The 12,717-nt window shown below is 59.8% G+C and carries 15 protein-coding genes; 10 read left to right on the forward strand and 5 right to left on the reverse strand.

The genetic code is table 11. The annotated features are described in order from the left end of the window. Positions 1–11: 11 nt before the first annotated feature. Together ASE89_RS09315 and ASE89_RS09320 are read right to left on the reverse strand one after the other, a co-directional pair. Positions 12–1,835: a diguanylate cyclase gene (locus ASE89_RS09315; protein ID WP_082451369.1), complete on the reverse strand. Its 1,824-nt coding sequence runs from the start codon at positions 1,833–1,835 to the stop codon at positions 12–14. A 219-nt stretch (positions 1,836–2,054) separates the two neighbouring features. Beyond that, complete coding sequence (locus ASE89_RS09320) at positions 2,055–3,047, reverse strand: cellulase family glycosylhydrolase (RefSeq protein WP_056676593.1); 993 nt, start codon at positions 3,045–3,047, stop codon at positions 2,055–2,057. A gap of 28 nt (positions 3,048–3,075) precedes the next feature. On the opposite strand from ASE89_RS09320, the gene ASE89_RS20310 reads away from it, so the two are divergent. The 3 genes from ASE89_RS20310 (at position 3,076) to ASE89_RS09325 (ending at position 4,964) form a co-directional block, all read left to right on the forward strand. Continuing rightward, a complete protein-coding gene (locus ASE89_RS20310) occupies positions 3,076–3,261 on the forward strand; it encodes a hypothetical protein (protein WP_156363387.1) in 186 nt (61 codons plus the stop codon). A 102-nt stretch (positions 3,262–3,363) separates the two neighbouring features. Beyond that, positions 3,364–4,056 carry a hypothetical protein gene (locus ASE89_RS20315; RefSeq protein WP_156363388.1) on the forward strand — a complete coding sequence of 231 codons (693 nt, stop codon included), beginning with the start codon at positions 3,364–3,366 and terminating at the stop codon, positions 4,054–4,056. 242 nt (positions 4,057–4,298) lie between these two features. Then, positions 4,299–4,964 carry a hypothetical protein gene (locus tag ASE89_RS09325; RefSeq protein ID WP_056676596.1) on the forward strand — a complete coding sequence of 222 codons (666 nt, stop codon included), beginning with the start codon at positions 4,299–4,301 and terminating at the stop codon, positions 4,962–4,964. 133 nt (positions 4,965–5,097) lie between these two features. Here ASE89_RS09325 and ASE89_RS09330 read toward each other — a convergent pair whose 3' ends face one another. Continuing rightward, positions 5,098–5,607, reverse strand: a complete 510-nt coding sequence (locus ASE89_RS09330) for a DUF6265 family protein (RefSeq protein ID WP_156363389.1) — start codon at positions 5,605–5,607, stop codon at positions 5,098–5,100. A gap of 373 nt (positions 5,608–5,980) precedes the next feature. Between ASE89_RS09330 and ASE89_RS20320 the strand changes: the two genes are divergently transcribed. The 6 genes from ASE89_RS20320 to ASE89_RS19705 all read left to right on the forward strand — a co-directional run bounded on the left by ASE89_RS20320 (position 5,981) and on the right by ASE89_RS19705 (position 10,133). Beyond that, the gene (locus ASE89_RS20320; RefSeq protein ID WP_156363390.1) at positions 5,981–6,157 is read left to right on the forward strand and encodes a hypothetical protein; all 177 of its coding nucleotides are present in this window, start codon (positions 5,981–5,983) and stop codon (positions 6,155–6,157) included. 159 nt (positions 6,158–6,316) lie between these two features. Beyond that, positions 6,317–6,877, forward strand: coding sequence for a hypothetical protein (locus ASE89_RS09335; RefSeq protein ID WP_056676601.1), 561 nt, complete (start codon positions 6,317–6,319; stop codon positions 6,875–6,877). An 875-nt stretch (positions 6,878–7,752) separates the two neighbouring features. Beyond that, positions 7,753–8,073 carry a hypothetical protein gene (locus ASE89_RS09340; protein WP_056676605.1) on the forward strand — a complete coding sequence of 107 codons (321 nt, stop codon included), beginning with the start codon at positions 7,753–7,755 and terminating at the stop codon, positions 8,071–8,073. Further along, positions 8,060–8,254, forward strand: coding sequence for a hypothetical protein (locus ASE89_RS09345; RefSeq protein ID WP_056676608.1), 195 nt, complete (start codon positions 8,060–8,062; stop codon positions 8,252–8,254). The genes ASE89_RS09340 and ASE89_RS09345 overlap by 14 nt, the downstream gene beginning before the upstream one ends. Positions 8,255–8,395: 141 nt before the next feature. Next, the gene (locus ASE89_RS20325) at positions 8,396–8,575 is read left to right on the forward strand and encodes a hypothetical protein (RefSeq protein ID WP_156363391.1); all 180 of its coding nucleotides are present in this window, start codon (positions 8,396–8,398) and stop codon (positions 8,573–8,575) included. A 994-nt stretch (positions 8,576–9,569) separates the two neighbouring features. Then, positions 9,570–10,133, forward strand: a complete 564-nt coding sequence (locus ASE89_RS19705) for a GAF domain-containing protein (RefSeq protein WP_082451370.1) — start codon at positions 9,570–9,572, stop codon at positions 10,131–10,133. A gap of 330 nt (positions 10,134–10,463) precedes the next feature. On the opposite strand, the gene ASE89_RS09355 is transcribed toward ASE89_RS19705, so the two are convergent. Then, on the reverse strand, positions 10,464–10,706 hold the full coding sequence (locus tag ASE89_RS09355) for a hypothetical protein (protein WP_056676614.1): 243 nt from the start codon (positions 10,704–10,706) through the stop codon (positions 10,464–10,466). 613 nt (positions 10,707–11,319) lie between these two features. Next, positions 11,320–11,514, reverse strand: a complete 195-nt coding sequence (locus ASE89_RS20330) for a hypothetical protein (RefSeq protein WP_156363392.1) — start codon at positions 11,512–11,514, stop codon at positions 11,320–11,322. A gap of 526 nt (positions 11,515–12,040) precedes the next feature. Here ASE89_RS20330 and ASE89_RS09365 point away from each other — a divergent pair. Next, positions 12,041–12,460 carry a BLUF domain-containing protein gene (locus ASE89_RS09365; protein ID WP_056676622.1) on the forward strand — a complete coding sequence of 140 codons (420 nt, stop codon included), beginning with the start codon at positions 12,041–12,043 and terminating at the stop codon, positions 12,458–12,460. Positions 12,461–12,717: the final 257 nt, after the last annotated feature.

The raw sequence follows: 12,717 nt of genomic DNA on the forward strand, positions 1-12,717 counted from the left end.
GAGCGCCCTGATCAGGCCGCGAGCGCGCTGATCGTCGCGCGGTTGCGGCCGTCGCGCTTGGATTGATACAGCGCCATGTCTGCCGCCTGGATCAGCGTCGCGCCCTCCCGGTCCATGATGTCCGTCCAGGTCGCGATGCCGAACGACATGCTGGTCGATCCCAGTGCGCGGTTGCCGTGGCGGACGGCGATCTCGGAGATCGCCTGCCGGACGATATCGACTCGCTTGGCCAGCGCCTCCGCGGTCGTGCCCGGCGCGATGATGGTGAACTCCTCGCCGCCGAAGCGACAGACGACATCGCCGTCGCGGAACCGGCTGCGCATCTCGGCCGCGACCTGCTGGAGCACCGCGTCCCCCGCGTCGTGACCGAACTCGTCGTTGAACCGCTTGAAATGATCGACGTCGCACATGACCAGGCTGAGCGGATTGCCCGACCGCGAGGCGCGGGCGATCTCCAGCTTGAGCGCTTCCTCCATGTAGCGGCGGTTGAACAGGCTGGTCAGCGGATCGCGGATCGTCTGTTCGCGCAGCGACCGCTGCAGGCGGTGGTTCACCAGCGCCGAGGCGATGTTTTCGGTCAGCACGTTCATCCGGAAGCGGTTCTCGGCCTCGATCCGGCCGCGCAGATAGAGCACGCCGATGACCTCGCCGCCCGCGAGCAGCGGCTCGCAGTGATAGACCTCGCCCTCGGCGACATGCGCGCAGACGATGTCGCGGCGCGGATCCACGACGGAATGGCTCTGGCCACGGCGCAGCGCCCAGCACCGCTCCGGCGCGAAGCCGTCGTCGGGCACGACGATGTCTCCCCAGCTGGCGACCGGGACCAGGCAGTTGCGCGAGTTGTTGTGTGCGTACAACGCGCCGGGAATGTCGGGCAGAACCTGCGGTACGAACACCCGGATGATCTGGGCCAGCTCGTCGTCGGTGCGGGCGGCCTGCATGCGATGCGCCATGCCGCCGAGCAGCTCGATCACGTCGCCGCGTTCGCGCAGCGTCTTGGTATTGCGCTCGAGCTCGGCGTTGACGACCTGCAGCTGGCGCTCGCTCGCGCCCTGATCGGAAACCGCGCCCTCCAGCCGGTCGGCCATCGCATTATAGCCGATCGCGAGGCGGTTGAATTCGCGCGACCCCATCGCGGTATCGATCCGCGTCTGCTCGTCCCCGCTGCCCAGCGCGGTCATCGCGCGCAACATGGTTTCCAGCGGGCGGCGGATACCTTGCACCAGCAAGGTAAAGCCGCCGATGACGATCAGCGCGACGGCGATCGCGCCGAAGATGGCAAGCCGCTTGCCGCGGCGCAGGCGCTGCGCCGCCGCATCCTGCCGCGTGGTCTGCAACGCGCGTTCCTCTTCGAGAAAGGCCTCTCCGCGCACGCTGATCGCATCCATCAGGTCGCGACCACGGCCGCTGGCGATGATCGTGACCGCTCCCGCAAAATTGCCCCGGCGGGCAAGGTCGAGCGGCTGGCGCAGAAAGGCGGACCGCTCCTTCATCAGCAATGCCATTTCGCGCGCACGGGCATGCTGGCGCGGGTTGTCGCGGGTCTGGCCCGCAACCCGCGCGATGGTCCGGGCGGCGCTGTCCAGGCGTTTGGCGAAGGACCGGGCATAGGCTGGATCCCGCGTGATGACGAACCCGCGCTGGCCCGACTCGGCCTCGCGCAGATCGTTCAGCGCCGCCTCGGTCATCTCGATGACCTGCGCGGAATGGGCGGCCCATTGGAAGCTCTGGCTGGCCTGGTACGAGGCGTCGGCGAGCAGCCCGGCCAGCGACCCCAGTGCCAGGACCACGATGAGGCCGATCGCGACGATCCGCGCAGTAAGCGATATGAACATTGCGCTATGTTAAACAACAAAGACTTAGCTTTTGGTTACTCGCCATCACACGCCGCGCCGCGACCGGTCTACTGCGTCAGCACCCCGAGCTCTGCGATGGCCAGCCGCGTCTCGCCCTTGGCGGCAATGTTCGAGAACCCGCCCTGGTCCTTCGGCACTGGATGAAGAGCCGGAATACGGCCCTTCACGCCGCGCCTGTGAGGGAGGGGCCCTCGCGGCTTACTGTCCCGCGATCATCTTCGTGTAGGCCGCCACCGGCACCGATTCCCGCGTGCCCTTGGTCGGTTCGATCTTGAAGAAATAGGATTCCGTCCACGCGCGACCGCCGCCCCAGGCCATCGCATCGAGCCAGACGTCGCTGTCGGTCTTGATCGACTTGACGACGTTCGCCGCGATCGCGGTGCAGGATGCGGGCAGCCCCTTCGAGCTTCCCAGTGCATATTCGCCCAGGATCGCCCGATATCCCCGCTTGCGGGCAGCGGCGGCGAAGATCTTCAGTCCGCCGTCGCCCGCCGGTTCGCTGACGCACTCCGCATTAGTACCGCTGGAGCCGGTGTCGAAATAGCGATGCGGCGACAGGATGATGCGGTTCAGCGGGTCGATGAGGCCGCCGGAGCGATCGATCGCGCATGCAGCGCTCTCGCAGTCCCGGCTGGCCGGTTCGTTCTTGTCGAACCGGAATGACGCGGACCATTGTGGCCACTCGACGAGGATGCGGTGCTTGAACCCCGCCTTGCGAATGCCCGCGACGATCTGGTTGGTATCGCGAACCCATTGCATCCAGTCGTTCGTCACCACGGGATCGGTGAAGAAGCGCGGCTCGTTCATCAGGTCGATCATGACCATTTCGGAATTGTCGAGCTTGCGCAGGATCGGCAGCCAGAACGCGATCTGCTCGGCCGGCGTCGGCCATTTATAGTCATGGCGGTCGAGGATCACGGGCACGTTGCGGGCGTTGGCCGCCTTGACCACGTCGACCACCCGCTGGAGGACGACGGGCTCATTCATCTGGCTGCCGTTGAACGGCAGGCGGATGCTGCGAAACCCGGCCTTGTCGACGTACCAGGCGACGTCGGCGACGGTCGGGCACAGGGCGCCGTTCGCGACGAACGAACATCCCGCGAGATTGACGCCGAACCGCGGCGCGGCCTCGGCGGCCGTGGCGAAGGACAGCAGGGCCGTGGCAGCGGCGATGACGCGAGGAAGAATCATCTTACTTCACCTACGAGGTTTGGATGGAATGCCGTGCTCTCGATGTGAAGCGGTCTATCTCTTCGCCAACATGATGATCGGCGGCACCGCGATCTTCTCGATGAAGGTCGCCGCCCCCTTGTGGATGCTGGTCGGGTATATGGCCGCCACCGCGCCCAAGCCCCAGACGTCGCGACCGAATGGCCCTGCGCCACGAGGAACGGTCGCGGCCTGAAGCACGGCCCGGCGTTCCACCCGGGGAGTATTGGCGTCGGTGTGCTATGTCGGGACCGAATGGCTGCATAAAACCTAATTCAATCTGATACGTAGCGTTTCCATGGCAAGCAGCGAATCTCCCCCAACGGCAACCCGGTCTGCGGAAACACTCCCCGACGATCCTCCCCTGCAACCGCCGGCCATCGAGCCGGCCGATCGGGAATACCTGGTTGCCGCGAGCACGATTCCGGGTTCGCACTACGGCGCGAGGATCGGGAGCAACGCGGCGCTCTGGGCGCTCGCGAACCAGCGTCAGGACATCGACAAACGTTTGGCGGTCCTCACGGCCCGTAACCAACGAAGCATCCGTACGGCACGATATTCGGCGATCGCCGCAGTCGTTCTGGGGATCATGAGCACGGTTGGCGCAGCCTATTACGCCCGCCAGGCAGATCTTCGCCCGGCTCTGGTCAAGGCTCCCGTCGCCCAAACCCCAAAAGCCCCCATCGCACCGCCTGTCAGGCCGCAGCCAGCCGCTATCTCGACCGCAGTTCCAGCTGAAGGTGGCAATATTCCGGTGGCGCAGAAGGCCAATGCCGCGCCGAGCCAGGCTCGAGCATCAATGCCCAAAAAGGCACGGAGGCTTTCACCCGCGAGACGTAAGGCGCGGCCTGCGCGCGCGCGGTCTTCAAGGTGGATTGCACAGCCTTTGCACGGTGCGGCGCTTCGGCGGGCGTTGATCGCCGATCGCAAGCGGACCCGGGAACTCAATCAAGCCCAGCTGAGAAAATTGACACGCCGACGTCGCGACTGATCGCGCGCTGTCGCCCTCCGTGGCGGCAGAGCCCCCCTCCGCCGCGGCCGATCACAGCCCACAGCAACTCGTGATCGGCGAGCAGCCTATGTCACGACGGAGCTCACCGATGCACAGGCAGACCGTAATATGGTCAGCTGAATTAGTGATGGATCATGCCTGCCTGCTCGTCCGCTGACGCCCAGATGTTGCGGTTCATCGCGTCAATGGCGCTGCCCGAAAGCTGACGCTAGTCTCGAGGCATGACAAAAGATGGCCGCCCGTCCCTGATCACTGACATCAGGCTCTTTGCCGGAGAACGCTATAATTCGGCGCCCTATCTGGAAGGCCAGGAGGAGGCGGTTGCTTACGGCCGCCGGATCGCTTGGCTACTCAACAGCGAAGGGTTCAGCCTTGGAGCATTCCCAGCGCTATACGTGCTGTTCACGCCGTTGCTGGAGCCGGGTTCAGTCAAATTCACAAATGAAGGCGGCGACTGGTGGCAGCGGTATGTTTATGTCGGCGTAACCGCTGATTTCCCGGACGCGCCTGACAAACGTGGTATCGTCATGCGCGGTATTGCGGATGCTATTCTCGCCACAAGGCCGGATCAGGAGGGTGTAATCCGCCGCGCTGATGCGATTGTCCGGGAACATGGCGACCGTCTGCGTTTTCTCCTGAAGCGCCGCGATTTGGCAAAGCTGGTGGTAGAAATTTCGTTCAACATCGAAGTTTCTTCAAAGCCGTCGTATCTGTTCATCGGCCATACCGACAAGGAGAATGGCGCGTACACCGAAGCTGATCCTATTGCTCTAGGGTGGTATATGGAAGGCTTCGACCTGCTTAGCGGCATAAGGCTTCAGGATGCAGTCAACCTCACTCAACGCCCACGACCTGCGATGACTAGCGTGGTCAAGCGTCGCGGTTAGGGCAGCTATGGTTTAGCGTGGCTCAAAAGCCGCCTGACCGTTTTTCACCAACTCCGGCCATTCCGCCTCCGACCCCAACACAGACATCTGTCAAAATCGACGTCACGGACACTTCACCACCAATCCCGCTCACCTATCGAGCCACCGAGCGCGTCCGGACCAGTCTGAAGGGAACCTCGTTCGTCGTGCCCTTTTCGGTGATCCTTACCCACATCGTGAGCGCGTTCGGGCTCGTGCGTTCGATCGTCATGCCGTCGAAAAACCATCGATCCTTCTCTACCGCCACCAGCGGGAAGATTACGGGCTTGCCCGTCCCATCTTCCCAGCCCGTCATGTCCGGGCTGAAGTGACGAACCCGATAGGCCAGCGATCCCCGGAGCGGGACGTAATCAACGAGTTCGGTAAACGATACGCTGCCCTTGCCGTCTGCCATCGCGAAATGGCCTGTGATCCGGCCTCCCAGCAGCGCGGAGTAGGTTTCCGTCACGTCGGAACCCATTCCCGTGCCGACCCAGCTGCCAGCCAGCCAGGCCAGTTGATCGATTGACGCGGGTGGCGAAGTGCCGTTCCCCAGTGAGCGCGTGTGCTGCGCGGTCGCTGGAACGGCCATCGCAAGACCAATAGCGGCCAAGGTCCGTATCACGGCACGTCTCCCTTTAATCAGGCGCAGCCTAGCGCCTCGGCCGACGGAATCCACCGCACTTTCGAGCCTGGAACGTGGCCGCGTCGACCTGCACGATCACGCGAAAATTTGTCCCCGGGTCGATCGCGGCATGCTCGGCCTGCCCGAACAGGCGCTCGTTGCAACGTTTCGGCCATGCCCGGCTCACCACGTCCTCGGCCCTGGGTATCACGGCACCAAGGGCACTATGGTACTTTGGTTGCTCGCAAAATTTACCGGAATTTTGGGTCGGAACCAATGCGCCGCTCAATTCTTGGACTCTCACGAACTCAGTTACATCGCAATTAACGCGAATGTGAAAAGAGTTAAACAATAGGGTTAATGGGAGTTCACGATGCGCGACAAGGCCTCGACACCACATGGTGCTGGATCAGCAAACCAGGATCGTGGTTACTGCCAGCGGATGCCGAGCAGTGTGAAGGCGGGCAACCGAGATCTCGGCATGTTCAATCGCAGCAGCGTGAAAGGCGAGAAATACCAGGGCCATGGTACGACGCCGGCGTATATTTAAGTCAAAGTCGAGCTCGGCTGTCACTGGCGACAGACGTCGGGCGCATATCTGAGAGATCGGCAAGGTCAGCGACGGTGAGCCATACAAGCGGTTCGGCCATCGCGGTTGCCGAACACGTACGCATGCTTGCAACCACCCGCAAGGCATTCCCGATCCGCGATGCGCAAGAGCCTATCGCTCCATATCATCTGTCCCGTCCTGGTCGGGACATCGCCAAAGTCGATCCGTGCCGAGGTGCCCCGGCATTCGACCAGCCTCGTTGTTCGTACAAACGACGCATCGACCCACGGCGTTAACCATTTCTTAACCACAAAGCCTCATCCGGCCGATGAGGCCTCGCCTCCCCGCAAGGGTTCCCTGCTCGTCATGATGCCGCCCCAGCTGGGACGGGCAGGGACTGCTGCCCAACGACCTAGTTTTAGCGACCGCTGCCGGCGCGCCTGGGACGTATTCGGCTCGGAGGATGCCACAGGCACCGGGTGCCGCGCGATTGCGCGGGCAGGGGCCCAGCTAGGCGAGCAGATCGCCCTGATACAGTCGAAGACGGGCAACCCGGTGGTCCGGCCGATCTCGCATCACCCAACGTCCGACGTCACGCGCACCTACACCAAGGCAACCGCCGCCAACGCGCGAGAAATCGCGGTCGCGCGGCGGGCGCATATCATGCGGTTGGGAGAGAAGCTGTCCGAAGACGTATCGGACCATGTCGAACAGACATGACTCCGCCGCAGTGGAAAACGTTTGTTTTCTGCGGTGGAGAATGGTGGACGCACTTGGGCTCGAACCAAGGACCCGCTGATTAAGAGACAGCAGTTCTCCCAATGTTTTCAACACGTCTCCCGACAAGTTCCCCCTTCATACCCCTGTAGCCCACCGAGGGAAGCCCTCATTTGTCGGAATGAAGCGCACTCAATCCGTGGCGTCGAATTCGACCCTCGATTTAGTCAGCTGCGATGACCTGGACACCAACCGGAGAGCGGTTCGGCATGCTGGTAGTCTTGGGCCCAGTTGGACAAGGGCGCAGCCTGCGGTGGAGGTGCCAGTGCGATTGTGGCGCGACTTCAGTGGTTCAGGCCGGGGGCTTAAAATCTGGTCGATCTACGTCTTGCGGGTGCAGGCGGCGACGGAAAGTTAAAGCTCCTGCAGGTTCCGACGTTCGCCTGTGGCGGATATGGTGCAACATGCGCCATCGTTGCGCGCTCGGCGATGACGAGGTTCAGCGGAATTATTCCGGTCGCGGCATTTCGGTTTGCAGCGAGTGGCAAGATTACGACGTCTTTGCCGCATGGGCACACGCGCACGGGTACGCCGAACACCTTTCGATCAACCGGCGCGACAACGACGGGATTACACGCCGGAGAACTGCCAATGGGCAACCAATAAAGTGCAGGCGCGGAACACGCGTCGCACCATCTGGGTCGAGCATAACGGCCGCTCGGTATGCCTAGCTGAGGCCGTTGAGGACCTCGGGTTGAACTACCACCAGGTTTATAAGCAGCATGTGCGGGCAGGGCGCCCGTTTAAATCCGTGGTCGCCGCATTGACCGCCGCATGATCATCGACACCCTCAATCCCCGATACAGGAGCGCGGCAGCATGAAGCGTTACAGGACGCCGACGGCCAAGCCGGGCGAGTTGAGGGCCGGCTATGGCAGGGAGGACCGGCACTGCTCGCCGAGCCTCGTCTATGTCTGGGGCGGCAAGGGCGCCCAAAAACCAGACGCCCGGGTGCTGGCATCCGCGCTCGAGGACAAGCGGCAGGGCAATGCCTTCCCGTCGATGGCGATCGAGCAGCGACCGTCCCTGATCGAAGAGCTCGAGGCACGCGGGTACGATATCACCACGCTGCGGTTTTCGATCCGGATGAAAGAGACGCCCGACACCCTCAATCTGGAGGACGCGCATGGCATATGCTGAAGCGACGAAGGTCAGCGTCGAGAAGTCGGTTGCCGAGATCGTCATCCTGGTCCGCAAAAATGCGGAATCCCAGATCGCCCAGCTGGACGATGACGACCGTTATGTGATCGCCCGGCGATTTTTCGCTGACCGATCACCAGCTCGGCGCTCGCGCCATGCCCCATCGACGGCCGCGTATTAGGATTGTCAGGGGGGACCGTCACCACCGATTACTACCGGACGGACTGCCATCAAATTATCATATGTTGTGAACGCGGCATCTAATCGAAGATGGTCGACCAATGATAATGTATTCTCTTATTGATAACGTAGGAGTCTACAAATGGCCGACACGCCGCGCATCAACCCGTTCACTGCGATTGCCGTCGAGGGCGCAGTTTTAGTTGAAGCCGGTGGATACGCTATGGCGATGACACCCGAAGCAGCTTTAGCCTCCGCGATGGATCTGGTGGCCGCGTCCGCTCACGCCAAGCGGCAGGCTACTGTGCGTGGAGGCAGTTAGTCGACTAAGTTCTGCTCGGGATAGCTATGAACATGCTTATTCCAACCAACTCAAACGCTGTCGGAAAGCAACATAGATTGATTTTAACCTTGTTTGTCGAAGGATGGCTTGGCGTCTAACGATCCACTTTGTAACAAAACTACCCATGAATATGCCCTTTGGAAACGACGCAGAAATTCTGCGTTCCGCGATCGCATGGGCGCTTCACGTCGCCGACGCATCTAATAATCCGCTAGTGGCATCTTTTTTGGCTGATGCACTTCACCATGCCGAAGATGGCGCCTACGGTTCTTGCGCGGCCACTGGCGCGAATTCACCAGGGTGGAACGCGGGTGCGTGGTATGCGGAGCGTTGATTCAGACCGGGAATTCGGGATTTAGCGTGAGCGTCAGGCACCATTTTGAGCAATGCCGCACGCATTGCTTTGACGGCGTCCCGTTTCCCAACACTTTTGTCGCGGGCCTCAGTGATCGCGTCACGTTCGTCAGCTCCAAGCGCTCGCCCTAGCAGTCGCTCATAGTACGGAACGAACTTGCTGGGCTTCATATCCAAATATAGGTCGAACCGCACTTCAAGACCAATGTTAATTGCCGAACTTGGAGCGTTCGTGGTCTGGGTGGAATGCGTGGAATGCGTGGGGGGCGTAGACCTGTCGCTGAGGCGGCCGCGTATGGCGGGGAGGTGGGCGTTTCAGAACATCGGGGACGGGGTCGGGAAGGGTCGGCACCCGCCTCCGAGCTGTATCCGGATGTTCACGCCGCTTCCGTACATCGCTTGAAAGACGGCGATTGCTTCGCCTTCCTTCATTTATCCCCAAATCTGGTAAGCACTTCCGCGCCGGTAACGCTTTACCACGCGCGGCCGTGGCATCGAGCGGCCATCTCGCGTGGATCTTAAGGCTTCGTTAGGCATCATTTGGTATGGTCGCAGGCCGGGTAAGCGGACGCTTAGGCCACCGATCTGCTCGAATGATAAGATGGGTTGAGGATAAAAGATGTCGATCTCGTTCTACATTGTGGCGGATAAGCCAGAAAACGAACGAGATCGTGAGATGGCAATCGAAAAAAGCAGGATTATTACTAACCCGCATGTCAAGAAATTTAAACCTATACTACAAGAAATACGAAATAGATTAGGTGCAGCCTCTGCGGCAATTACGATAATCTATCAATACTCGTCATATGTTTTGTCGGCAGTAGGTTTTGAGGCTGGCATATATGAGAGGTCAACGTCCTTCTGCGCGCATGCAATACTGTATCCGGATGAACTGACAATCGTCCCGGACGCCGGCGCAGACGAGCGTTTCGCAGGTAATCCGTTAGTAAATACTAGCCAGGGAATTCAATTTTATATTGGTGCGCCTCTTCGAGACGAAAACGGCACCGTGCTTGGGGCGTTGTGCGCCTTTGACGAGAAGCCCCGTCAGGTTATCACGGCCGAGGACAGATCTAGAATCATCGAGCTAAAGAAAGAAGCAGAAGATATTATCAAAGACATAAGCAAGGAAAATGAGGTTACTGACGATCGGGCATGCCAGTACTCAACGCAGAATAGTTGACCACGACAGCCTCCTGTACGCGGGGGTGCATTATACCTAGGCTCGCTTTTATATGAACATTTATCGTACAATCGCGACTGATATTTCTCCCGCGCTTCTCGATCGCCGTTACTCGTCCCGGCGTCCCGTCAACATAGGGGCGCTTATAATGACGCCTCTGGGCGATATGATACCGGCGACCGTCACAGACGCCTCCACTGGTGGATTCCGGGTGAAGGCAGACTACGGGGTAACCATCGGCCGATTTCTCGTTCTCGTTATTCCGGGGCTGCCGAGATATGCTGGGTGGGTTGCTTGGTCATATCTCAGCGAATTTGGACTCGAGGGCGCTCAGGCAATTTCCGAGGACGCTATCGAGCATATCGTTGCTCTCGGCGCCAAATCGGGCCCTACATAGCCCCTCTGCAAGCCCCATTTGCTGAAGTCGGCAAGAGCGTTATAGTCGAACGACTTCGTCGGCTCGAGGCGCGGCTTGACCACGTCGCCAGGCGCGCAGAGAATGCGCTCCATCCGCCGGTTGCTCTTGCTCTTTTCCTCGATCGGGAAGTCGATGCCGACAATAAAGGTGGTCACTTCGTCTATCGAGATCGTTTGCCCGAATCGGTGGAGCGCGCATAGCCTCGGCCGATGATGAGCGAGCGCGAAGTATGGTTGAAGGCATGGGATGTTGTCCGGACACACGGCGCGCTCGAGTCTGCGCCTGTTGTCGCCACCCTGCTCGACATATTGGGCGACGACCCCCACCACTCCGATTGGGCGCGCGTCGCTGCGGCTGTCGATGCGATTAACGAAGGGGTGTTGCAATAGTGTGGTTTAACGAACGCCTTTAATTGGTTGTTTAGTGGGCGGGCTGCTTCAAACTGCGCATGACGCTATGCAAAAGAGCAGTGAGAACCCTTGGCCTTGCTTCTCAGGATTGCACCGATGGGATGCAGGTAAAGGATATGACGAGGTCGTGAACGCAAAAAATGCCCGGCTCGGAAAGCCGGGCATTTTTATAACTCAGCCGGTATAAGGTCAACTTTTGTCTTAGTAACGCATTGCCTCGAAAGATGCAGGATACGCCAATAATGACAATGACTGTTCTCAAGCTGATGTAAGACTTACCCCCGGACGGGCTTGCCGATTGGCCAGTAGCGCATTTGAACCCCCTAAGATTAAAGTGCTTGTCTTTCGACAAGGGGATTTATGCATTAAAGCTGTTTAGTAATTGCAACTTCATGCGGTTAAATCGCATTAACTGCAATTTCTCGATGCCGATGCCGATGCCGATGCCGATGCCGATGCCGATGCCGCCCGCGCGTTGCTGACTTCGGTATTTGCGCCGGATCGATGCAGCTGCCGCACAATGCCGTTGAATGAGGCCGTCACACTCTGGCACCGGCCGGTTTCGTTATCCTGCTGCGCACCAGCCCGAAACATCACGAGGGGCCAGCGCTCGGGGACAGTGATGCCAGAGACAGCGCAGCGCTAGGCGGACCCCTGGTGTGTCTACGCGACCGTTAGGGGTCTCACTGAGCTTAGCTCGCAGGGCTTGGGCCGTCAGGTCTATGTGTCCGGACGATGCTGGCTCTGCACGGACAACGATGAGGAGGCGGTGTTCGAACACGTCGCGGCCTATATGTGGGAGAGCCGCACGGAGCGGGTCGAGGACTGGACACCGTCGCAACAGGCTGGCGCGACGCGGCAAGCGGCGTTTCGTAAGATGGCTATCGCTGCCCGATAGGCGCTCACGCTACCGGAACGATCGGAGCGCATTCACCCAACGTGACCGACGTAAGTTATCCTTGCCAGGGTTCAATTAGAGACCGTTAAACCTTTTTTAACCAAAACAACTTGAAAATGAGCCCTCGGCCGGAGTCCCTTCGATCGACATGTTTCTCCTATGATTCGGTTCGAGGGACCCAATGCGGATCATCATTTACATTAGCAGGGCCAAACACAGATTCACGGCGAGCGACTTGGCCGAGCTTCGCGACCTTGCTGCCGCCAGAAATCGCTCTCTAAATATCACCGGTCTTCTACTATTTGACGGTACCCGCTTCATACAGGCGTTGGAGGGGGACGCTGCCGCCGTGCAGGTTGTAATGGACCGAATTGCCAACGACTCACGTCATGACAATATCAGCTATTTCAAACCCATTGAAACGGATCGTCGCCAATTTAATTCGTGGCTAACGGAATATCGAGACGAGAGCGACCTTTGTGACGGGAGGGGGTTCCTTGATCGCGTGATGAAACACGTTGCCGACGTCAAATGTGATCCGATAAAGGCAGCTTTTATTGGATTTTCTGCATTGTCACTCCGTCGACGTTTGACCACTTAAACTCGACCCATGCGGTCCCCCGGTATCCGGACTATAGATCTGGTCTGTGGCTGTGGACGGCATAAGGAAGTCGACTTCGACCAGTTCGCGCCTGTCCGTACGCTTAAGTGTCGGTCAACGGCGGTCGTCGCACCACATCAATCCCTCCGCAGTCTCGATCGCGCTGAATTTAAATAAAAACAGCCGCCAACCTTGAAAGGTTGACGGCTGCCTTCACACGGCCGGACACTGGGACCGGCTGTGAAATGCGCTTAGGC

It is taken from the genome of Sphingomonas sp. Leaf30 (assembly GCF_001422525.1).
GTDB lineage: Bacteria > Pseudomonadota > Alphaproteobacteria > Sphingomonadales > Sphingomonadaceae > Sphingomonas > Sphingomonas aerolata.